This is a genomic window from Streptomyces sp. ISL-11, assembly GCF_018614525.1.
In the GTDB taxonomy this organism is placed as follows: Bacteria; Actinomycetota; Actinomycetes; order Streptomycetales; family Streptomycetaceae; genus Streptomyces.
In genome coordinates this window covers 25,680-47,483 of the sequence record NZ_JAGGOL010000020.1, presented here as the reverse complement: position 1 = coordinate 47,483, position 21,804 = coordinate 25,680, and the positions used below count along the sequence as shown (strand labels likewise).

Here is a 21,804-nt window from a genome sequence, read left to right as displayed (position 1 = left end):
AGGCCAGATGGTGAAAAACCGCCCGGGCGGAGCGGGTCGGCTGCGCCGGGCGGAACGCGGGCGAAGGCCCGCGGACGCGGGGAACCACAGCGCGCGGAGCCGGAACGGCTGTGCCGCGCCGAAGTGGTGAGGCCCCCCGAACGCGGGGACCACGGCGGAGCCGGAACGGCGGCGCCCGGTGGGCTGCGGGCGATCACCCGGACCGGGTTGCCGACCACCGCGCGCGTGACCCGCGGGGGCGGATGCCGGTCGGCGCGCCGACGGCGGCCGGGGCGTGGGTGCCGGCCGGCACCCACGCGACCACTCGAACGGGGACGCCGACCAGCACGCCGGCTGCGGCCGCCGCGCCAGTACGCCCGCCGCGCAGGCAGCACCCGGAGCGCGGCCATCAACCCTGCGCGGGCGCACACCGCGTGACCGGCACTACAGCGGGCCCGCCCACGCGGCGCTAGCGTCAAGGGCCATGAGCACTCCGGTACACATACGGGTCGTGGTCCCGACGGCGCGCGAGCGCGCCGCGTGACGCCGCTGGTCGCCGCGGCGGTTCTCATCGCCGCGGTGGCGCACGCCAGTTGGAACGCCATCGCGCACGGCATCAAGGACCAGCTGCTCGCCTTCACCCTCGTGGGTGGCGGTGGTGCCGTCTGCGGGCTGGCGCTGCTGCCGTTCGTGCCGGCGCCGGCCGGTGACGCCTGGCCGTACCTGCTGGCCTCGGCGGTGCTGCACGTCGTCTACCAGCTACTGCTCATGCGGTCGTTCACGCTCGGCGACTTCGGGCAGATGTACCCGATCGCCCGCGGCAGCGCACCGCTGGCGGTCACCGTCCTCGCGGCCTCCTTCGCCGGCGAGGTCCCCGGCTCCTGGCAGCTGGCGGGCGTCGCCGTCGCCTCGGCGGGGCTGGTCGGCGTCGCGCTGTGGGGCATCCGCGGCTCGGGCGCCCGCCCGCACTGGCCTGCCATCACGGCGGCGCTCGCGACCGGCCTGGCCATCGCCTCGTACACGGTCGTCGACGGCCTGGGCGTCCGCGCCTCCGGCTCACCGCTGGGCTACATCGCCTGGCTGATGATCCTCGAAGGACTCGCCATCCCCGCCTGCGCCCTGGCCGTCCGCCGCGGCCGGCTGCTGTCCGAGCTGCGCCCCCACGCGGCGCGCGGCCTGCTCGGCGGGGTGCTGTCCCTCTTCGCGTACGGGCTGGTCCTGTGGGGCCAGACCCGCGCGGCGCTCGCACCCATCGCCGCGCTGCGGGAGTCGTCGATCATCGTCGGCGCGGCGATCGGCGCGGTGGTCCTGAAGGAGCGCTTCGGTGCGCCGAGGATCGCGGCGGCGGGACTGATGGTGCTCGGCATCGGGCTGATGCTGCACGCGGGGTGAGGGCAGTCCGAGGACCCCGCCGTCCCGGCACTCGATCAGCACGCCTCCCCGGGGCCCTTGACCGCCTGCCACCACCCCGCGTTGCGGGCCAGCATCCCGCCGTCCACGGGGAGGGTGACGCCCGTGATCCATGAGGCGTCCGGTGAGGCGAGGAAGGCCACCGCGGCGGCGATGTCCTCGGGGCGGCCCACCCGGCCCAGCGGGTAGAGCGGGGCGGCCCGTTCCAGCGTCGTCTCACGGCCGTGCCAGTTGGGGGTGTCGACGGTGCCGGGCGCGACGAGGTTGACGCGTACGCCGCGTGCCGCGCACTGGCCCGCGACGGTGCGGGTGAGGCTGGCCAGGCCGGCCTTGGCGGCGCTGTAGGCGTGGTTGCCGAAGTCCTGTTCGGCGTTGACCGAGCCGATGCTGACGACACTGCCGCGGCCGCCGGCGGCCGCCAGGTGCGGCATGGCCGCCCGTACGCAGCGGAAGGCGCCGGTGAGGGTGATGTCGAGGTCCCTCAGCCAGGTGTCGTCGGGCTGGTCCTCGACGAGCGGGGTGTCGGCGTGGCAGGAGAGGGCGTTGTTGACCAGGACGTCCAGGCGGCCGAAGCGGTCGACGGCGGTGGCGACCGCCGCCTCGACGGCCGCCCGGTCGCCGACGTCGCAGGCGAAGGACTCGGCCGTGAGGCCCGCGCCGCGCAGGCCGGCCGCGGCCTTCTCGGCGCGCGGGCCGTCCAGGTCGGTGAGGAGGACCCGCGCACCCTCCGACGCGAAGCGGCGGGCCGTGGCCTCGCCGATGCCCCGCCCGGCGCCCGTGATCAGTACCGCGTAGCCGTCGAAGCGCGCTGCCGTCATGCGGCAAGCACTACCCGGCGGTGGCCTTCGCAACCGCCCGCACCAGGGCCTGGGCCCGCGGGTCGGCGGTGACGTTCTTCTGGTGGCCGTTGGTGACGTAGCCGAAGGCGATGCCGGACTCGGGGTCGGCGAAGGCGAGGGAGCCGCCGCGGCCGGGGTGGCCGAAGGAGCCGGGGGCCAGCAGCGGGGAGGCGGGGCCGTGGAGCATGTAGCCGAGGCCGAAGCGGGTGTTCACGACCAGGACGCGGTCGGGGCCGGCGGACTCCTCCGTACGGGCCAGGGTGAGCGTCGCGGGCGCGAAGAGGCGGCGGCCGCCGCCGTCGGTGTCGCCGAGGAGGGCGGCGTAGAAGCGGGCCAGGCCGTCGGCGGTGGCGATGCCGGCGGAGGCGGGGAGCTCGGCGGCGCGGTAGGCGGGGTCGTTCTCGTCGGCCAGGGGCTCGATCGCGGCGAAGGCGCGGCGGGTGAGGGACTGTGGGTCGTCGTAGGCGTCGGAGACGGCCTTCTTGGGCCGTACGCGCAGGCCCGTGGCGGGGCCGGTGGGCGGTTCGATGTCGGCGACGCGGCCGACGCGGCCGCGTTCGGCGTCGGGCAGGCCGATCCACAGGCCGGCGCCGAGCGGGCCGGCTATCTCCTCGGCGACCCAGGCGCCGATGGTCCGGCCGGTGATGCGCAGGATCAGCTCGCCGAGCAGCCAGCTGTAGGTCTGGGCGTGGTAGCCGTGGGCGGTGCCGGGCTCCCAGGCGGGGGCCTGGGCGGCGACGGCGCGCGGGCCGCTCTCGCCGTCGATGGCCTGGGCAGGGGTCAGGGGCGTGTCGAGGACGGGCAGCCCGGCGCGGTGCGAGAGCAGGTGGCGTACGAGGACGCGCTCCTTGCCGGCGGCCTTGAACTCGGGCCAGTACGTGCCGACGGGTGCGTCCAGGTCGACCTGGCCGCGCTGGTGGAGCAGGAGCGGCACGGCGGCGGCGACGCCCTTGGTGGCCGAGCGGACGACCTGGGCGGTGTCCGGGGTCCAGGGGGCGTCGCCGTCGGCGTCCTTGGTGCCGGCCCACAGGTCGACGACCTTGTGGCCCCGGCGGTAGACGGCGACGGCCGCGCCGCGCTCCCCGCGCCGGGCGAAGTTCTCCGCGAAGGCGTCCCGGACCGGTTCGAAACCGTCCGCCACCGTGCCCTGGACGTCCACCACTGTTCTCCTGCTCCCACTGTGCCGAATGCTGTGCCGAATGCGTCGATCGCGATAAATCCCCCACCATGGTGCAACGCGATCCTCAATGCGCGTAGACCGGGGCTCCCGGAACCGCCGGTGGCCGTGTCCGGCGGATCATGTAAGCGGGCGGCTGCGGGCCGTACCGTCCGCACCACCGCTGCGCGGCGGTGTCCTCAAGCGCCGGACGGGCTGCTGTGTTGTCACCGAGCGCGGGTCGAAGCCGAACGGCAGCTCCAGCCGGTGGGCGCGCATCAGCTCCTCGTCGCAGAGCAGGTCCCGGGTCGGCCCGTCGGCGGTGATCACCCCGTCGCTCAGCACCACGGACCGGCCGCACAGCTCCAGGGCGTACGGCAGGTCGTGCGTGACCATCAGCACCGTGACGTCCAGCGAGCGCAGGATGTCGGCGAGCTCGCGGCGGGAGGCGGGGTCGAGGTTGGAGGAGGGCTCGTCCAGGACGAGGATCTCCGGCTCCATGACGAGGACGGTGGCCACGGCCACCCGCCGCCGCTGCCCGAAGGACAGGTGGTGCGGGGGCCGGTCCGCGAAGGCTTCCATGCCGACCTGGGCGAGGGCCTTGCGCACGCGGGCCTCCAGCTCGGGGCCGCGCACCCCGGCGGCGGCCGGGCCGAAGGCGACGTCCTCGCGGACGGTGGGCATGAAGAGCTGGTCGTCGGGGTCCTGGAAGACGATGCCGACGCGGCGGCGGACCTCGGCGAGGTTCCGCTTCTCCACGGGCAGCCCGCCGACCCGGACGGTGCCCACGCCGCCGCCGAGGATGCCGTTGAGGTGCAGGACGAGCGTGGTCTTGCCTGCGCCGTTGGGCCCGAGCAGGGCGACGCGCTCGCCGCGCGGGACGGTCAGGTCGACGCCGAAGAGGGCCTGGTGGCCGTCGGGGTAGGCGAAGGCGAGTCCGCGGACCTCCAGCGAGGCGGCCGGGTCCGCCGGGATCACGTCGGAGCGGGTCATGTCAGGGTCCATCCGGTCAAGGTTCATCCGGTCAGGGTCCATCCGGTCAGGCGGACCGCGAGGGCGGCCAGCGGAAGCGCGGCGGCGTACGCCCATTGCGTACGGGTCGCGGTCACCTCGTCGATCAGGGGCATGGTTCCCGTGTAGCCCCGGCTGACCATCGCCAGGTGCACGCGCTCCCCGCGCTCGTAGGAGCGGATGAACAGCGCGCCCGCGGTTCTGGCCAGCACCCCCCAGTGGCGCACGCCGCGCGCGGTGAAGCCCCGGGACTCCCGGGCGACGCGCATGCGCCGCATCTCGTCCGTGACGACGTCCCCGTAGCGGATCATGAAGGAGGCGATCTGCACGAGCAGCGACGGCAGGCGCAGCCGCTGGAGGCCGAGCAGCAGGGAGCGCAGCTCGGTGGTGGAGGCCAGCAGGACGGACGCGGCGACGCCGAGGGTGCCCTTGGCGAGGATGTTCCAGGCGCCCCAGAGCCCGGACGTGCTCAGGTGGAGGCCGAGGACGTCGATGCGGTCGCCCCGCGCGACGAACGGCATCAGCAGGGCGAAGGCCACGAAGGGGATCTCGATCAGCAGCCGCTTGAGCAGGAAGGCGGCGGGGACACGGGCCGTCGCGGCGACGGTGGCGAGCAGCAGCGCGTACACCGCGAACGCCCACAGCGCCTCGCGCGGCGTGGAGACGACGACGAGCACGAAGCCGAGGACGGCGACGAGCTTGCAGTGCGGCGGCAGCCGGTGCACCGGGGAGCGGCCGGGGCGGTAGAGCTGGTGGTGGGTGTGTCCCGCGCCCATGGTCAGGCGGTCCCGGTGACGGGTGCGTCGGCGGGCGCGGCCGTGCGGCGGCGGCGTACGACGAGGAAGACGCCGGTGCCGGCGACGAGGGTGACGCCGACGCCGATCACCCCGGCGAGGCCGCCGGAGATCCGGGCGTCGGAGACGTCCTTGACCTGGTAGTCGGCGAGCGGGGAGTCCTTGGCGGCGTGGTCCTCGGCCTTGCTGTCGAGGCCCTTGTCGTGGGCGACCTTCTCCAGGCCGTCGGGGCTGGTGGAGGCGTAGTAGCTGACGCCGCCGGCGCAGACGAGGGCGGCGAGGAGGCCGGCGATCCACACGGGCCGGGTGGAGCGGCGGGCGGGCGCGGGGGCCGGGGCGGCGGGGGCGGGCAGCGCGGTCCCGTCCGGGCTCCGCAGCTCCAGGGGGCGTACGAGGCCGCGGGCGCCGTGCACGAGGTCGGGCCGTACGGCGACGACGGCGCCGACGGTCAGCGCGGTGATCACGGCTTCGCCGACGCCGATGAGGACGTGCACGCCGGCCATGGCGGTGAAGACCTTGCCGAGGGGCACGTCGGTGGTGCCGCCGAGCGCGTAGATCAGGGTGAACGCGCAGGCCGCGGCCGGTACGGACACGAGCGCGGCCACGAAGGAGGCGATCGTGACGCCGGACGGGCGGCGCGGCAGGACGCGGACGAGCGCCCGGAAGATCCCGTAGGCGACGACGGTCGTGACGACGGCCATGTCGCTGATGTTGACGCCGAGCGCGGTCAGGCCGCCGTCCGCGAACAGGACGCTCTGCATGAGCAGGACGACGGATATGCAGAGCACGCCGGTGTACGGGCCGACGAGGATCGCGGCGAGGGCACCGCCGAGGAGGTGGCCGCTGGTGCCGGCGGCGACGGGGAAGTTCAGCATCTGCACGGCGAAGACGAAGGCGGCGACGAGTCCGGCCAGCGGGGCCGCCTTGTCGTCCAGCTCCCTGCGGGCGCCGCGCAGGCCGACGGAGACGGCGCCCGCGGCGAGGACACCGGTGGCCACGGATACCGGGGCGTCGATGAATCCGTCGGGTACGTGCATGGGCGGGGCTCCGCTCTGCTGGGGGGTTCTTTTTCGTGTCGCGGCCGTCGGCCGGCCAGTGGCCGATGATAGGCGCGCATTGCGAAAACCTCGCAAGAGCGTGTGCGCCGCTCTTGCACGCCCCTCGCTCACCCGCGCGCCGCCAGCGGTGGCGGGAGTCGGCGTCTGCCCGAATGCTGAGCCTGGGAGGACCCCGGAGTTTTCGGCAGATCGCGGGAGGTTGCCACGATGACCACGGCCGCCGCACGCACCGCCGGGGTCCCCGCGGCCCCGCCGGTGCTCAGCCGCCGCCGGACGAATCTCGTCTTCGTCACCATCGTCCTCGGCATGCTGCTGGCGGCCCTCGACCAGACCATCGTCTCCACGGCCCTGCCGACGATCGTCGCTGACCTGGGCGGCGGCGGTCACATGGCGTGGGTGGTGACCGCCTACCTGCTGGCGGAGACGGTCTCGACGGTGCTGGTCGGCAAGTTCGGCGACCTGTTCGGGCGCAAGGTGGTCTTCCAGCTCAGCGCGGTGGTCTTCACCGCCGGGTCGGTCTTCGCGGGCGCCGCGAACTCCATGCTGATGCTGATCGCCGCCCGCGCCCTCCAGGGCATCGGCGGCGGCGGTCTGATGGTCACGGCCATGGCCCTGATCGCGGACGTCATCCCGCTGCGCGAGCGCGGCAAGTACCAGGGCGCCCTCGGCGCGGTCTTCGGGGTGACCACGGTCGTCGGCCCGACGCTCGGCGGCATCTTCACCGACCAGGCGACGTGGCGCTGGTGCTTCTACGTCAATGTGCCGGTCGCGATCGTCATGGTCGTGATGGCCGCCCGGACGATCCCGGTGGTCCGCTCGGCGGTGCGGCCGCTGATCGACTACGCGGGCATCGCGCTGGTGGCGCTGGGCGCCTCCGGGCTCGTCCTGGCCCTGGAGTGGGGCGGCAGCCAGTACGCGTGGGGCTCGGCGGTCATCATCGGCCTGTTCGCGGCCTCGGTCGTCCTGCTGACCGCGTTCGTCCTGGTGGAGCTGCGGGCGAAGGAACCCATGCTCCCCATGCACCTCTTCGCCAACCCCGTCTTCGTCGTCTGCTCGGTGCTCAGCTTCATCGTCGGCTTCGCGATGCTCGGCTCGCTCACGTACCTGCCGACCTACCTCCAGTACGTGGACGGGGTGTCGGCCACCATGTCGGGCGTACGGGCGCTGCCGATGGTCGCCGGGCTGCTGGGCGCGTCCATGCTCTCCGGCATGACCGTCAGCCGTACGGGCCGCTACCGCGCGTTCCCGCTGTCGGGGATGGCCGTGATGGCGCTCGGGCTGTTCCTGATGTCGAGGATGGGAGCGACGACGGGCCCGTGGCTGGAGTCGCTGTACATGTTCGTGCTAGGCGCCGGCATCGGACTGGCCATGCAGGTGCTGACGATCGCCGTGCAGAACACGGTGCCGTACCACGAACTGGGCACGGCCACCTCGGGGGTGACGTTCTTCCGCACGCTCGGCAGCGCCTTCGGCACGGCCATCTTCGGCACGCTCTACGTCAAACAGCTCCGGCCCAACCTGGTGGAGGCGCTCCTTCGCTCCCCGGAGGTGCCGCTGTCCGCGGTGCAGAGCCCGCAGGACCTCGCGCGGCTCCCCGCGGCACAGGCCCGGCCGGTCGTCGACGCCTACGCGGAGACGATCAATTACGTGTTCCTGTGGGTGGTGCCGGTCGCGCTGCTCGGCTTCGTGGTGGCGTGGTTCCTCAAGGAGGTGCCGCTGCGCGACAGCGCGCGGGCCGGGGCGTCCGACATGGGCGAGGGCTTCGCGGCTCCCGACTCGGGGGAAGCGGAACGCCAGTTGGAGCGGGCGGTGGCGGGTGTCATGCGGCGGGCGAAGAGCCCGGTGAGCCGCGAGATCCTGGCGGGGTCGGGCAGTCCGCTGGACCCGGCGGAGGCGTGGACACTGGGCCAGATCCACTGGCGCCTGCGGGTGCGCGGCGAGGCCACGCTGTCCTCGCTGGCCACCGCCCACCGGATGCCGCCGGAGGTCCTAGCGCCGGCCGTCACCCGGACGGTGGATGGGGGCTGGGCCCACCGCGACGGCGACCGCCTGACGCTGACCCCGGCGGGCGAGGCGGAGATGGACCGCCTGAGCCGCACGTGGCGCGACTGGCTGGCGACCCGCCTGGACGACTGGGACATCACCGACCCCGCGGACCGCGCCCTCCTCGACCGCGCCCTGGACACGATGGCGTCCCGCCTGCTGGAGGAAGCGGAGGAGGAACAGGAGCGGATCGCGGTGTGAGCGTTTCGCCGTCCGGCAGTCGGATGGCGCGTTCTGTCGGATGCCGCGTTCCCGGAGGGCCTGCTTGTGCGGAGTGCGGCGACCGCGGGGTGCACGGCCGGACGACGCCAGGCCGTAGCCCGGCGGATCTTCGGCCGCGGGCCGTTTTGCCGCCTGCGGCGGCGGGCGCCCTGCGGGCGCGTCCTCAAACGCCGGACGGGCTTGATCGCGGCTGAGCTCAGCGAAAACAAGCCCGTCCGGCGATTGAGGACACCTCCGCGCAGCAGTGGTGCGCGCGACACGGCCCGCCCCCCTCACATGCTCCGCCGGACACGGCATGGCCGGGCGCCGCCTTCAGAACGGGCCCGCCGCCGGCACGGGCAGCCCCCGCGACCACAGCTCCTCGCTGTGGTCCGCGAAGCGGGAGAACATCCCGCCCTCCCCGTGGCGGCGCAGGTGCAGCAGCGGTGAGTCGTGGCCGACGAGCCGCGCGAGGTGCGGGGTGACCAGCGCCTGGTCGTCGAAGCGGAAGACGGACAGCGAGATGTGGTTGACCGCGTCCGCCGGTGCGGAGAAACGGGTCTCCACCGCCTCCGCCGGGCCCAGCCTGGCCAGGTGTTCCAGGGTGATCCTGATCCGGGTGGAGACCTTCAGGGCGACGTCCTCGATCTCCTCGCGCTGCCGGGTGACCTCACCGGCGGGGTCGCCGAGGAGGAACCGGACCCGGCAGCCCTGCCGCGCCTTGCGGCGCAGTGTGCCGACGAAGTCGGGCTGGTCGAGCCAGAGGAAGTAGTTCGTGAAGCCCGCGAAGAACAGCTCGCCGGTGGCGTTCTCGACCAGTTCCCCCCAGACGGTCGACGGACATGCGGACCGGTACGGGTAACTGTGGACGATCTCCCTGTCCGTACCCGCCTTGATGCGCTCCTTGACTGCCTTGGGCCACAGCATGTCTTCGTCAACTCCCAGCGCCGTGTGGGAACGGTCTGCTCGGACCGTTCCCACACGAGCCGTGGCCATCCCCCCAGCCCGCGGCTTATGAACCCGCCGGCGGGTCCTCCCCCTCCGCCCGAGCCCTGCGCGCCAGCGCCAGCGCCAGTTCCGCCTCGACGATCGTCTTCGCCAGGGGGCGGAATTCGGCGAGGGTTTCCGGGGTCAACGGGCTCTCGCCTCCCAGGACATGCGCACGCAGCAGCTTCGTGAACGTCTCCGCCAGCGCGTCCGCGTGGGCGCGGACCTCGCGGCCCGCCGCCAGGACCTCCGCCAGGGGGACCCCGTGGCGGACCAGTGCCGTCGACGCGTCGAGCAGGCGGCGACTGACGTGGATGATCTCCTCTCCGTCCACCGCGAGGTAGCCCATGTCCAGTGTGGCGGTCAGGTTCTCGGGGGTGACCTCGCCCTCGAAGCGGTCGGCCAGTTCCTCGGGGGTGAGGCGGACCGCGGTCTCCTCCGACCACGGGACCGTGATGGACGCGCCCGCCAGTCCGAGGAGTTCGCCCACGTCCCGGCCGCATTCGAAGGCCGCGAGCAGCTCGGCGATGCCGCCCAGGGTGTGGCCGCGGTCGAGGAGCGCGCCGATCGTGCGCAGCCGCGCCAGGTGGTGCGGGCCGTACCAGGCGATGCGGCCCTCGCGGCGCGGCGGCGGGAGGAGGCGGCGCTCGCGGTAGAAACGCAGCGTGCGCACCGTGATCCCGGCCGCCTCGGCCAGCGCCGTCACACGGTATTCGCGCTGCTCACCCCGTACGTCGGACGGCCCGTGCGGCTCGCCGACGGCGTACTCGTCACTCGCCATTCCGGCACCTTATGCCCTTCCGTGAGTGTGGCGGCGACAAGCGATGACCGGGCGATGAGCAGGCGAACCGTCGGTAACTTCCTTGCCACGGCCCCCTATCGCTCGTCGAACAACTGCCCTACGCTCCGAACTGTGCCAGTAATCACTGGCACGGTTGAAGCTGCACCGGGAGGCGGAGGCATGACCGAGCACGTACGCGTGGCGGTGATCGGGTCCGGATTCGGCGGGCTGGGCGCGGCCGTACGGCTGCGCCGCGAGGGCGTCACCGACTTCGTGGTCCTGGAGCGGGCGGGCTCCGTCGGCGGCACCTGGCGGGACAACACCTATCCGGGCTGTCGCTGCGACGTCCCCTCCCATCTCTACTCCTTCTCCTTCGCCCCCAACCCCGAGTGGCCGCGCAACTTCTCCGGCCAGCCGCACATCCGCGCCTACCTGGAGCGCGTCGCGGACACCTTCGGCCTCCGCCCCCACCTGCGTTTCCACTCCGAGGTCCACAGCGCGCGCTGGGACGCCGAGCGGCTGTTGTGGGAGCTGGACACCGCCTCCGGACCGCTCACCGCCGACGTGGTCGTCTCCGCGACCGGGCCGCTGTCCGAGCCGAAGGTCCCGGACGTCCCGGGCCTGGCGGACTTCCCCGGCAAGGTCTTCCACTCCGCCCGCTGGGACCACGACTACGACCTGCGCGGCAAGCGCGTCGCGGTGATCGGCACCGGCGCCTCGGCGGCCCAGATCGTGCCGGCCGTGCAGCCGGACGTACGGCACCTCACCCTCTTCCAGCGCACGCCGCCGTGGGTCCTGCCCCGCGCCGACCGCCGGATCACCGCGGCCGAGCAATGGCTGCACGCCAAGGCACCGCTCACCCGCGTGCTGCGCCGCCAGTTGCTTTGGGCCATCCGCGAGTTGCAGGTGAGCGCGTTCACCAAGCACCCGGAGCTGCTGGGGCTGCTGGAGTCGCTGGCCAGGTCGCACCTGCGCAAGGCCGTCAAGGACCCGGCGCTGCTGGCGGAGCTCACGCCCGACTACCGCATAGGCTGCAAGCGCATCCTGCTCTCCAACGACTACTACCCCGCCCTCGCCCGGCCCAATGTGGACGTCGTCTCCTCCGGGCTCGCCGAGGTCCGCGGCTCCACGCTCGTCGCGGCGGACGGCAGGGAGGCGGAGGCCGACGCGATCGTCTTCGGCACCGGGTTCCGGGTGACGGACATGCCCATCGCCGAGCGGGTGACGGGCGCCGGCGGCACGACGCTCGCGGAGGAGTGGAAGGACGGGATGGCCGCCCTGCGCGGCACCAGCGCCGCCGGGTTCCCCAATTTCCTGACGATCATCGGCCCCAACACCGGTCTCGGCAACAGCTCGATGATCCTCATCATCGAGGCCCAGCTGAACTACCTGGCCGACTTCATGCGGCAGTTGGACACCCTCGGCGGCAGGGCGGCACTCGACGCCCGCCCCTCCGCCGTGGGCGTCTGGAACCGCGGGCTCCAGACCCGGATGCGGCGCACGGTGTGGAACACCGGCGGCTGCGACAGCTGGTATCTGGACGCGGAGGGCCGCAACACCGTGGTCTGGCCCGGCACCACCTCCGAGTTCCGCAAGGTCACCCGGCGGGTGGACCTCACCGAGTACCAGGTCCTGCGGGCGCCGAAGGTCCGTACGGCCGCCGTCGCGGCGGAGGCGGCCCGATGAGCCGTACGAGCCTGGAGGGCCAGGTCGCGGTGGTCACCGGCGCGGCCCGTGGCGTGGGCGAGCTGCTCGCCCGCAAGCTGTCGGCGCGTGGGGCCCGTGTGGCGCTGGTGGGACTGGAGCCGGAGGAGCTGCGCGCCGTCGCCGGCTCGCTGCACGAGGACGCGGCGTACTGGCACGCCGACGTCACCGACCACGCGGCGATGGCCCAGGTCGCCGGCGAGGTCAAGGCCCGCTTCGGCAAGGTGGACGTCGTCGTCGCCAACGCCGGTGTCGCCACCGGCGGGCCGTTCGCCGACTCCGACCCCGACGCCTGGCGCCGGGTCGTCGAGGTCAACCTCATCGGCAGCGCCGTCACCGGCCGCGCCTTCCTGCCCGTACTGACCGAGAGCCGCGGCTATCTGCTCCAGATCGCCTCGCTCGCCGCGATCGCCCCCGCGCCGATGATGAGCGCCTACTGCGCGTCGAAGTCGGGCGTCGAGGCGTACGCGCACTGCCTGCGCGCCGAGGTCGGCCACAAGGGCGTACGCGTCGGCGTCGGCTATCTGAGCTGGACCGACACCGACATGGTGCGCGGCGCCGACGAGAACGACGTGATGCGCGAGCTGCGGCAGCGGCTGCCCTGGCCGGCGAACCGCACCTACCCCCTCGGACCGACCGTCGACCGCCTGGTGACGGGCATCGAGCGCCGGTCGGCGCACGTCTACGGGCAGAGCTGGCTGCGCGGCGCGCAGGCCCTGCGCGGCTCGCTGCCCGGTCTCCTCGCGCTCGGCGCCCAGCGCGAGATGCGCCGCTTCGAGCCCCGGCTGACCGGGATCCGCGCCGGGCTCGTGGGCGCGGGCGGGGCGGCGGACGAGAAGGCCAGGGCTAGCACGGTGCGGTAGCGGAGTGTAGTCACACGACATGCGGCGCGTGAGGCGGCGTGCCACGCTGTTCCGGGGTTCTCCCCCGCCCCACCCATCCCCCTCCCCGAGGAGTGAGAACAGCATGGGCATCAAGGACGACATGCAGGAGAAGGCCCGGAAGGCCAAGGAGAAGATGCAGGGCAAGCAGGACGAGGCGCAGCAGCGCGGCCAGAGCGAGCAGGAGCGCCTGCGGGAACGCGCCGAGCAGGGCAAGCAGCAAGGTCAGCGCAGCTTCGACGACATCCAGGACGAGATGGACGACCGCAGCTGACGGCCGCGCCGCCGGCCGTATTGGTCAACGGTAAGGGGCGCTCTCCATTGAGAGCGCCCCTTACCAGTGCCCATACTCGCGACGCCGGACGGGCTTGATTCGGCTCACCGCGGCGGCAGCTCCGGCCGGCGCCGGTCCGGCACCCCGGAGTAGTCCGGCGGCTCCGCCGCCCCGTGCCGCTCCAGCAGGTCGAGCGCCAGCCGCACCGCGTCGTCGAGCTGCTTGTGCCGGCCCTCCGCCCAGTCCAGCGGGGTGCGGTCCACCTCGATGTCGGGCTCCACGCCGTGGTTCTCCACGTCCCAGCCGTAGGCGTCGAACCACGCGGCGTTCATCGGCACGGTGATGGCCGTGCCGTCGCCGAGCCGGTGCCGCCCCGTCATCCCGACGACCCCGCCCCAGGTGCGCAGGCCCACCACCGGCCCGATGCCCTGGAGCTTGAAGGCCGCGGTGATCATGTCGCCGTCGGAGGACGTCATCTCGTCGGCGATGGCCACGACCGGGCCGCGCGGCGCGTTGCTCGCGTACGACACCGCCTGCGCGTCGCGCGTGAGGTCCCAGCCGATGATCGTGCGGGTCAGCTTCTCCACGACGAGCTCGCTGATGTTGCCGCCGGCGTTGCCGCGCACGTCCACGATGAGCGCCGGCATCGACATCTCCATCCGCAGGTCGCGGTTGAACTGCGCCCACCCGGAGCCGCCCATGTCGGGGATGTGGAGGTAGCCGCACTTGCCGCCGCTCATCTCGCGGACGACCGCGCGCCGCTTGGCCACCCAGTCCTGGTAGCGCAGCGGCCGCTCGTCGATCAGCGGCACCACGGCCACCCGGCGCGGCGGCCCCTCGCCGTCCGGGGAGACGAACGTCAGCTCCACGGTCGTGCCGCCCGCCGCCGCCAGCAGCGGGTACGGGCCGGCGACCGGGTCGACCGGGCGGCCGTCGACGTGGGTGAGGGCCGCGCCCTCGCGGATGCCCGAACCGGCGAGCGGTGAGCGGGCCTTGGAGTCGGAGGAGTCGCCGGGCAGGATGCGGCGGACGGTCCAGGCGCCGCCCTTGTCACGGATCAGGTTGGCCCCGAGCAGCCCGATGGCGCGCTGGTAGTGCGGCGGGCCCTCGTTGCGGCGCGCGCCGGCGACGTAGGCGTGCGAGGTGCCCAGTTCGCCGAGGACCTCCCGCAGCAGGTCGGCGAAGTCGTCGGGGGTGGCGACGCGTTCGACCAGCGGGCGGTACTGCGCCAGCACCGCGTCCCAGTCGACGCCGCACATCCCCGGTTCCCAGAAGTACGCGCGGACGATCCGGCCGGCCTCCTCGTACGCCTGACGCCACTCGGCCGCCGGGTCGACCTCGTGCAGGATGCGCCGCATGTCGATGAAGACGGTGGAGTCGCTGTCGCCGATGTCCGTGGCGGGTACGGCGCGCAGCTCGCCCTCGTCGTTGACGACCAGGCGGCTGCCGTCGCCACTGACCGCGAACCAGTCGAGGGAGCTGGTGAGTTCGGTGCGCTTGGCCTTGCCCAGGTCGAAGTGTTCGAGGGTCGGGCGGCCGGAGGTGTCGGCGGGGTTGGCGAAGGTCTCGCCCAGGGCGCCGGAGATGGGCCAGCGCAGCCACACCAGACCGCCGCCGGCGACCGGGTGCAGCGCCGAGTACTTCGAGGCGGCCACCGGGAACGGCGTCACCCGGCTCTCCACGCCCTCCACCTCGATCAGCGTCGCCCCGCCCGCGCCGCCGTTGTCGTCGGCGTCCAGCCCGCCGGACGGCGGCCGGCCCTCCGTGGTGAGCGCGAACGGCGAGGGCGTCGCCGACGACAGCGGTACGAGGTAGGGGCGGCAGCCCAGCGGGAAGGAGAGGTCGCCGGTGTGCACGTCGTAGACGGGGTCGAAGCCGCGCCAGGAGAGGAAGGCGAGGTAGCGGCCGTCGCGGGTGAAGACGGGTTGCTCGTCCTCGAAGCGGCCGTTGGTGACGTCGACGACCGTCCGGTCCGCGAGCCGGGCGATCTTGATCTGGCGCAGCGAGCGGCCGATGCCGGGGTGCGACCAGGTCAGCCAGGCCGAGTCGGGCGAGAACGCGAGGTCGCGCACGGGCCCGTTGACTGACCGGATCAGCTCGCTGGCCTCGCTTTCGCCCTCGCCTTCCGGGGAGGTGTCCACCAGCAGCAGCCGCCCGTCGTGCGCGGCGACGGCCAGCCGTTCGCCGTCCGGCGCGGCGACGAGCTCGTGCACCCGGCCGATCCGGCCCGCCGCCAGGCGGCGGGGCGCGGCGGGGCCGGTGGCGCGCGGCAGTTGGGCGATCTCGATGGCGTCCTCGCCCTCCGCGTCGGTGACGTAGGCGACCTGGCCGGTCGAGCCGAGCATCTCCGGCTGCCGGACGCGTACGCCCGGGGTGTCGGCGATCGCGCGGGCGGGGCCGTCGCGGTGGGTGAGCCAGTAGAGGCTGCCGCGGACCTGGACGGCGCTGGCCCGGCCGGTGGAGTCGACGGCGAGGGCGTCGACGTGGGAGGCGGCCTGCACCTGGTACGTACGACGGCCCGCGCGCGGCCCGGCCAGGCGCACGTCGAGCCGGCGCGGGGCGGCGCCCGGGCCGAGGTCGTCGACCAGCCACAGTTCGCCGGCGCACTGGTAGACGACGCGGGTGCCGTCAGTGGAGGCGTGCCGGGCGTAGAAGGCGTCGTGGTCGGTGTGGCGGCGCAGGTCGGAGCTGTCGGGCAGGCAGGAGTAGAGGTTGCCGACGCCTTCGTGGTCGGAGAGGAAGGCGATGCGGTCGCCGACGAACATCGGCGCGTCCAGGTGCCCGCCGATGCCGGGTACCAGCCGGGTGCCGTGCAGCCACAGCCGGCCGGTGGCGCCGCCGCGGTAGCGCTTCCAGGAGGCGGGTTCGTGCGGGGGCTTGCCGGTGAGCAGCAGCGTCTTGTGGTCGTCGGCCCGGATGGAGAAGTCGGAGGCCGGGCCCCAGGGCAGCCGGCCGCCGGGGCTGCCGTCGGTGGGCAGGCGGTAGGCCCAGGAGAAGTAGGAGAAGGGCTGGCCGTGCGAGGAGACGGCGAGGATGTCGCACTGCCCGTTCTCGTCGGGCGGCGCCCAGCCGCAGACGCGGGCGTCGGGGCTGCCCCAGTAGCTGAGCCGGTGGGCCGGGCCGCCCTCGACGGGGGCGAGGTGGATCTCGGGGTCGAGGCTGCGCCAGGTGGTGAAGGCGATGTGCCGCCCGTCCGGGGAGAAGCGGGGGTGCCCGACGCGGGTGCGGTCGACGGTCAGCCGCCAGGCCCGCCCGGCGGGGCCGGTGCCGGTGCCGGTGCCGGAGGACGGCAGGGGGGCCACCCAGAGATCGTCCTCGGCGGTGAAGCAGAGGAGATCGCCGTGCAGATGCGGAAATCGGAGATACGCGCCAGACGCGCCGGGTTCCTCTCTCACCCCACCCATGGTTTCGGCCCCCGGGGGTCGCGGCAACTCGGTTCGTGACGCAGAACACCAGCGGAACCGTGCCGTCTCGTATCTCGACCGGCGTAGGCTCGTGGTGTACGAAACCGTTTCGTTCAGTGAGTCGGAAGGGGGAGCGAATGCCGACAGAACCACCCGAGCCGCCGGTGCGCCGCACCCGGCTGACGCCCGAACGGGAGGCCGAGCTCTACGAAGCCGTGCTCGACATCCTCCGCGAGGTCGGCTACGACGCCCTCACCATGGACGCCGTCGCGGCCCGTACGCACTCCAGCAAGGCGACGCTCTACCGCCAGTGGAAGGGCAAGCCGGAGCTGGTCGTCAGCGCGCTGCGCCACAAGAAGCCCGTCAAGGTCGCGGAGATCGACACGGGCACCCTGCGCGGTGATCTGCACGCGCTGGTGTGCGAGGCCGACGAGGCGCAGATGGAGCGGGACACCGCCCTGATGCGCGGGCTCGGACACGCGATCCACACCAACGCCGATCTCCACCGGGCGCTGCGCGAGCTGCTGATCAAGCCCGAGACCGAGGGCTTCGACACGATGCTGCGGCGCGCGGTCGCCCGGGGCGAGGTCGCCGCGGACAATCCGGCGCTGGAGTACGTCTCGCACACGATCCTCGGCGCGTTCATCACCCGACCGCTGATCGAGGACCGGCACGCGGACCCCGCGTACCTGTCCCGCTATATCGATGCCGTGATCCTCCCCGCTCTCGGCCGATAACCCACACCGGGGCCCCACACCCCCCACCTGACGCGCCGCTCTCGTCGTCGGGCCGGTTCCCCACGCCCTGTTCGTCCATTTGATCCGACGGGAGCACAACGCTTCGTGGCCACGTTCCTCTATAAACTCGGCCGGCTCGCCTTTCGGCGACGCTGGTACTTCGCCCTGATATGGGTGACGCTGCTGGTGCTCGCCGGGGTCGGCGCCGCCACCGCGTCGAAGTCGACCAACAACGACTTCTCCATCCCCGGCACCGAGGCGCAGCAGGCGTTCGACCTGCTGGAGAAGCGCTTCCCGGGCAACAACGAACAGAACGCGTCCGCCCGCGTCGTCTTCAAGGCCCCCGAGGGCCAGAAGCTGACCGACGCGAAGAACAAGGCGGCCGTCGAGAAGGTCCTCGGCGAGCTGAAGCGCGGCCCGCAGGTGGCGTCGGTCATCGACCCGTTCCAGGGCAACGCCGTCAACAAGCCGGCGGAGACCACCGGCTACGCGTCCGCCGCGTACAAGGTCAAGTCCACCGACCTGACCGAGGACTCGCGCGAGAACCTCAAGGACGCCGCGCAGCACGGCCGTGACGCCGGGCTGACCGTGGAGGTCGGCGGCAGCGTGCTCCAGGAGATGCCCGAGGGCGGCTCGGAGGCCATCGGCATCGCGGTGTCGGCGGTCGTCCTGCTGATCACCTTCGGCTCGCTGGTCGCCGCCGGGCTGCCGCTGCTGACCGCCATCATCGGGGTGGGCATCGGCGTCTCCTCGATCGCCGCGCTGGCGCCGGTCCTGGACCTGTCCAGCAACACCTCGACGCTGGCCATGATGATCGGCCTCGCGGTCGGCATCGACTACGCGCTGTTCATCGTCTCCCGCTTCCGCGCCGAGCTCGCCGAGGGCCGGGAGCGCGAGGAGGCCGCCGGCCGGGCCGTCGGCACCGCGGGCTCCGCGGTGGTCTTCGCAGGCCTGACGGTGGTCATCGCGCTCGCCGGTCTGGCGGTCGTCAACATCCCGATGCTGACGAAGATGGGCATGGCCGCCGCCGGTACGGTCGCCATCGCCGTCCTCATCGCGCTGTCCTTCATCCCGGCCCTGCTGGGCTTCGCGGGCAAGCAGGTGCTGGCCCGCAAGGTCCGCAAGGCCGGCCCGGGGGCGACCTTCGGCGACAAGCCCAACATGGGCACCCGCTGGGCGCGCTTCGTGCTCCGCAAGCCGGTGATGGTCCTGGTGGCTGGTGTGCTCGGCCTCGGCGTGATCGCCGTGCCCGCCGCCTCGCTGGAGCTGGGCCTGCCCGACGACGGCGCCGCGTCCAAGAACACCACGCAGCGCAAGGCGTACGACCTGCTGTCCGAGGGCTTCGGGCCGGGCTTCAACGGACCGCTGATGGTGATCACCGACGTGGCCGGCGTCAAGGACGCGCAGGGCGCGGCGGCGAAGGTCCACGACACGCTGACGGGCCTGGACAACGTCGCCACGGTCACTCCGGCGGCGTTCAACAAGGACGGTGACACGGCCATCCTCACGGTCGTGCCGAAGTCCAAGCCGACCGGCACGGAGACCGAGGACCTGGTCCACACGATCCGCGGCAAGGGCGCGTCCCTGAAGTCGGACACCGGCGCCACGGTGCTCGTCACCGGCTCGACGGCGATGAACATCGACGTCTCGCAGAAGCTCAACGACGCGCTGCTGCCCTACCTCGCGCTCGTCGTCGGCCTGGCCTTCCTGCTGCTGATGGTCGTCTTCCGGTCCGTGCTCGTTCCGCTGAAGGCCGCGCTCGGCTTCCTGCTGTCCGTGGTCGCCGCGCTCGGCGCGGTCGTCGCGGTCTTCCAGTGGGGCTGGCTCGGCTCGCTCTTCGGCGTCGAGGAGACCGGCCCGATCATGAGCATGATGCCGATCTTCATGGTGGGCGTCGTCTTCGGTCTGGCGATGGACTACGAGGTCTTCCTCGTCACCCGCATGCGCGAGGCGTTCGTCCACGGCGAGCGCCCCGGCCAGGCGGTCGTGACCGGCTTCAAGCACGGCGCGCGGGTCGTCACGGCCGCCGCCATCATCATGATGAGCGTCTTCGCGGGATTCATCGGCTCCTCGGAATCGATGATCAAGATGATCGGCTTCGGCCTGGCCATCGCGGTCTTCTTCGACGCGTTCGTCGTCCGCATGGCGATCGTCCCGGCGGTCCTCGCCCTGCTCGGCAAGGCGGCCTGGTGGCTGCCGGGCTGGCTCGGCAGGATCCTGCCGAACGTGGACGTCGAGGGCGAGCAGCTGCACAAGCAGCTGGCGCACGAGGCGCCGGCGGCGGGCCCGGTGGACACGTCCGCCGACGACCGCGAGCCGAGCCGCGTCTGATCCGCTCACCGAGCACCGGCCCGGTGCGGACCCCTGTTACGGCAGGGGCCCGCACCGGGCCTTTCTCTGTGGTGTACGCCATCCGAGGGAACCGTTGGTCCCCAAACGGGCGTTTTCTCTAGTCCACACCCGTGTGGGCGCGGTCGGGGGTCGCGCGTGATGGAAAGGGCTCCGCGTTGAACCTGCTCGATGTGCTTCTCCTGCTGATCGTCGTCGCCTACGCCGCCTCCGGCTTCCGGCGCGGACTGGTCGCCGGTGTCGTCCTGCTCGCCGGATTCGTCGGCGGCGCGGTGCTCGGCGTCCTGGCGCTGCCCTACGCGCTGGAGCCCTTCGAGGCCGGCACGTCGACCGCGGCCGTCGTCGCCGTCCTCGTCGTCCTGCTGCCCGCCGCGGCCGGGCACGCGCTGGCCGGACGGTTCGCCTGGCAACTGCGGCGCCGCCTGACGTGGGCGCCCGTACGCGGCGTGGACGGGATCGGCGGCGCGGCCGTCAACTCCCTGGCCGTGCTGCTGGTCGGCTGGGTCGCCGCCAGCGTCCTCGTCTCGGCCGGCTCCACCCTCCTGACGAAGCAGATCAAGGACTCCACACTGCTGGGCGCGGTGCAGAAGGCGATGCCCGAGCAGGCGCCCACGTGGTTCAGCCGCACGACGGACGCCCTCTCCGGCGCCGGGTTCCCCCAGGTCTTCAACCCCTTCGAGAACGAGCCCGCCACCGGTGTCGCCAAGCCCTCCGGCGACGCGGTCACCGGCGCGGCGACGCGGGCGGCCCGCCAGAGCGTCGTCAAGGTCGAGGGCGTCGCCGACGTCGGCGACGGGCGGCGCGGCCAGGAGGGCAGCGGCTTCGTCTACGCCGCGCACCACGTGATGACCAACGCCCACGTCGTGGCCGGCGTCGACCGGCCGACCGTACAGGTCGGCGGCGTCGGCCGCGCGTACAAGGCCCAGGTCGTCCTCTTCGACCCGAGGACGGACGTCGCCGTCCTGAACGTGCCGGGCCTCGACGCGCCCGTCCTGCCCTTCGACAAGACCGCCAAGCGCGGCGACGCGGCCGTCGTCGCGGGCTTCCCGGAGAACGGCGGCCTCGACCTGCGCGCCGCGACCGTCGCCAACGAGCTCCGCGCCAAGGGCCAGGACATCTACGGCGACGGCATCACCACCCGCACCGTCTACTCGATCCGCTCCACCGTCCGCCCCGGCAACTCCGGCGGCCCCCTCCTGACCCCGTCGGGCAAGGTCTACGGCGTCGTCTTCGCCCGCTCCACGTCCGACGCGGAAACGGGCTACGTCCTGACCGCGGACCAGGTCACGACGGCCGCGACCCGCGCGGCGACGGCGACGGTCCCGGTGGGGACGGGGAGCAGGGCGGCGTTGTAGGTGCCTCACGCGAGGGGGCAAGGGTGCTGCGGCGCGGCCCGGTTCGGGGAACACGTCACGACGGCGACGCTGAGGAACTCCGGGCGGGTGAGGTAGTGCCCGCAGGAGACGTCACCGCCGCGCTGGAACGTCTCGGCCGCCCGTTCCGCCTTCCGGGCGAGCCGGTGTACGTCCCGTTCCCTCTCGGCCGCGAACCGGGGCGCGTACTGCGCGAGACGTTCCGCCAACCACCGTGCGGCGCCGACGGGGTCCTCCCACGTTCCCTGAACCAGCCGAGCGGGCCGCACGAGCCAGTAAGCCGTCTCCAGGGGCGGCACCTGCGTCACCCGCCACTCGGCGACCGCTTCCCGGTAACGCGCGACGACGTCCGGCGCGCTGCTCCCGACGGGCTCCACGGCAGAGGGCGGTCGCCGGACACTCTCCTTGTCGAAGACGGCTTTGTCTCCGATCCACAGATAGCCGTGCCAGTGCAAGGGGCCCTTCTCCGTGCGGTGGAGGGCGGCTCCCGCTCTCTTGTGAAGAAGAGCGGAAGCCGCGAGGGGAAGGAGGGTTCAGGCCGAGAGGCCGAAGCGGGCGGGGTCGATGCCGGCCGCGTCCAGTTCGGCGGTGGTGAACCTCAAGGGCTCGGCGCCCGGCCGCTTGCTGTCGCCCAGGGCCCACGCGTCCACGGCGATGCGGGCGAGGGTGACGCAGGATTCGCCGTCGGGGTGGGTGTTCCCGCCGCATGCCTTGACGAATTGAGCGCCGTCGATTCCGAGATCGTACAAGCAGGTTGCTTTCTGCATGACAAACCTTCCCGGTAGTCCGTGTCCTGCACCCATGGTGCTACGGACCGGACCTC

General features: G+C 72.9%; 18 protein-coding genes. 8 read left to right on the top strand and 10 right to left on the bottom strand.

What is annotated here, in order from left to right; genetic code table 11:
• Nucleotides 1-519 precede the first annotated feature (519 nt).
• Nucleotides 520-1,371: a DMT family transporter gene (locus tag J7E86_RS06040; RefSeq protein WP_215080448.1), complete on the top strand. Its 852-nt coding sequence runs from the start codon at nucleotides 520-522 to the stop codon at nucleotides 1,369-1,371.
• A 35-nt stretch (nucleotides 1,372-1,406) separates the two neighbouring features.
• Here J7E86_RS06040 and J7E86_RS06035 read toward each other — a convergent pair whose 3' ends face one another.
• The 5 genes from J7E86_RS06035 to J7E86_RS06015 all read right to left on the bottom strand — a co-directional run bounded on the left by J7E86_RS06035 (nucleotide 1,407) and on the right by J7E86_RS06015 (nucleotide 6,226).
• The gene (locus tag J7E86_RS06035) at nucleotides 1,407-2,207 is read right to left on the bottom strand and encodes an SDR family NAD(P)-dependent oxidoreductase (RefSeq protein WP_215080447.1); all 801 of its coding nucleotides are present in this window, start codon (nucleotides 2,205-2,207) and stop codon (nucleotides 1,407-1,409) included.
• 10 nt (nucleotides 2,208-2,217) lie between these two features.
• Nucleotides 2,218-3,387 (bottom strand): serine hydrolase, encoded by a 1,170-nt coding sequence (locus tag J7E86_RS06030; RefSeq protein WP_215080476.1) that lies wholly within the window; start codon nucleotides 3,385-3,387, stop codon nucleotides 2,218-2,220.
• A 138-nt stretch (nucleotides 3,388-3,525) separates the two neighbouring features.
• Complete coding sequence (locus J7E86_RS06025; RefSeq protein WP_251018724.1) at nucleotides 3,526-4,389, bottom strand: energy-coupling factor ABC transporter ATP-binding protein; 864 nt, start codon at nucleotides 4,387-4,389, stop codon at nucleotides 3,526-3,528.
• A gap of 11 nt (nucleotides 4,390-4,400) precedes the next feature.
• Nucleotides 4,401-5,171, bottom strand: coding sequence for a cobalt ECF transporter T component CbiQ (cbiQ, locus tag J7E86_RS06020; RefSeq protein ID WP_215080446.1), 771 nt, complete (start codon nucleotides 5,169-5,171; stop codon nucleotides 4,401-4,403).
• A gap of 2 nt (nucleotides 5,172-5,173) precedes the next feature.
• Nucleotides 5,174-6,226 (bottom strand): energy-coupling factor ABC transporter permease, encoded by a 1,053-nt coding sequence (locus J7E86_RS06015; protein WP_215080445.1) that lies wholly within the window; start codon nucleotides 6,224-6,226, stop codon nucleotides 5,174-5,176.
• Between the two features lie 228 nt (nucleotides 6,227-6,454).
• Between J7E86_RS06015 and J7E86_RS06010 the strand changes: the two genes are divergently transcribed.
• Nucleotides 6,455-8,491, top strand: a complete 2,037-nt coding sequence (locus J7E86_RS06010) for an MFS transporter (RefSeq protein ID WP_215080444.1) — start codon at nucleotides 6,455-6,457, stop codon at nucleotides 8,489-8,491.
• Between the two features lie 333 nt (nucleotides 8,492-8,824).
• On the opposite strand, the gene J7E86_RS06005 is transcribed toward J7E86_RS06010, so the two are convergent.
• Both J7E86_RS06005 and J7E86_RS06000 read right to left on the bottom strand, forming a co-directional pair.
• Nucleotides 8,825-9,418: a DUF5919 domain-containing protein gene (locus J7E86_RS06005; RefSeq protein WP_215080443.1), complete on the bottom strand. Its 594-nt coding sequence runs from the start codon at nucleotides 9,416-9,418 to the stop codon at nucleotides 8,825-8,827.
• 85 nt (nucleotides 9,419-9,503) lie between these two features.
• Entirely contained in the window at nucleotides 9,504-10,259 is a 756-nt protein-coding gene (locus J7E86_RS06000; protein ID WP_215080442.1) for a MerR family transcriptional regulator, read from the bottom strand.
• Between the two features lie 180 nt (nucleotides 10,260-10,439).
• On the opposite strand from J7E86_RS06000, the gene J7E86_RS05995 reads away from it, so the two are divergent.
• The 3 genes from J7E86_RS05995 (at nucleotide 10,440) to J7E86_RS05985 (ending at nucleotide 13,118) form a co-directional block, all read left to right on the top strand.
• A complete protein-coding gene (locus J7E86_RS05995) occupies nucleotides 10,440-11,945 on the top strand; it encodes an NAD(P)/FAD-dependent oxidoreductase (protein WP_215080441.1) in 1,506 nt (501 codons plus the stop codon).
• Nucleotides 11,942-12,826 carry an SDR family oxidoreductase gene (locus J7E86_RS05990; protein WP_215080440.1) on the top strand — a complete coding sequence of 295 codons (885 nt, stop codon included), beginning with the start codon at nucleotides 11,942-11,944 and terminating at the stop codon, nucleotides 12,824-12,826. The genes J7E86_RS05995 and J7E86_RS05990 overlap by 4 nt, the downstream gene beginning before the upstream one ends.
• A 103-nt stretch (nucleotides 12,827-12,929) precedes the next feature.
• Nucleotides 12,930-13,118, top strand: a complete 189-nt coding sequence (locus J7E86_RS05985; protein WP_215080439.1) for a hypothetical protein — start codon at nucleotides 12,930-12,932, stop codon at nucleotides 13,116-13,118.
• Between the two features lie 104 nt (nucleotides 13,119-13,222).
• Here J7E86_RS05985 and J7E86_RS05980 read toward each other — a convergent pair whose 3' ends face one another.
• Entirely contained in the window at nucleotides 13,223-16,522 is a 3,300-nt protein-coding gene (locus J7E86_RS05980) for a S41 family peptidase (RefSeq protein ID WP_215080438.1), read from the bottom strand.
• A gap of 137 nt (nucleotides 16,523-16,659) precedes the next feature.
• Between J7E86_RS05980 and J7E86_RS05975 the strand changes: the two genes are divergently transcribed.
• The 3 genes from J7E86_RS05975 to J7E86_RS05965 all read left to right on the top strand — a co-directional run bounded on the left by J7E86_RS05975 (nucleotide 16,660) and on the right by J7E86_RS05965 (nucleotide 20,963).
• Nucleotides 16,660-17,259, top strand: coding sequence for a TetR/AcrR family transcriptional regulator (locus J7E86_RS05975; protein WP_251018723.1), 600 nt, complete (start codon nucleotides 16,660-16,662; stop codon nucleotides 17,257-17,259).
• 105 nt (nucleotides 17,260-17,364) lie between these two features.
• Nucleotides 17,365-19,590 carry an MMPL family transporter gene (locus tag J7E86_RS05970; protein WP_215080437.1) on the top strand — a complete coding sequence of 742 codons (2,226 nt, stop codon included), beginning with the start codon at nucleotides 17,365-17,367 and terminating at the stop codon, nucleotides 19,588-19,590.
• 176 nt (nucleotides 19,591-19,766) lie between these two features.
• A complete protein-coding gene (locus J7E86_RS05965) occupies nucleotides 19,767-20,963 on the top strand; it encodes a MarP family serine protease (protein ID WP_215080435.1) in 1,197 nt (398 codons plus the stop codon).
• Between the two features lie 5 nt (nucleotides 20,964-20,968).
• On the opposite strand, the gene J7E86_RS05960 is transcribed toward J7E86_RS05965, so the two are convergent.
• Complete coding sequence (locus J7E86_RS05960; RefSeq protein WP_215080433.1) at nucleotides 20,969-21,436, bottom strand: hypothetical protein; 468 nt, start codon at nucleotides 21,434-21,436, stop codon at nucleotides 20,969-20,971.
• Nucleotides 21,437-21,514: 78 nt separating this feature from the next.
• A complete protein-coding gene (locus J7E86_RS05955; protein WP_215080431.1) occupies nucleotides 21,515-21,748 on the bottom strand; it encodes a DUF397 domain-containing protein in 234 nt (77 codons plus the stop codon).
• Between the last annotated feature and the right edge of the window lie 56 nt (nucleotides 21,749-21,804).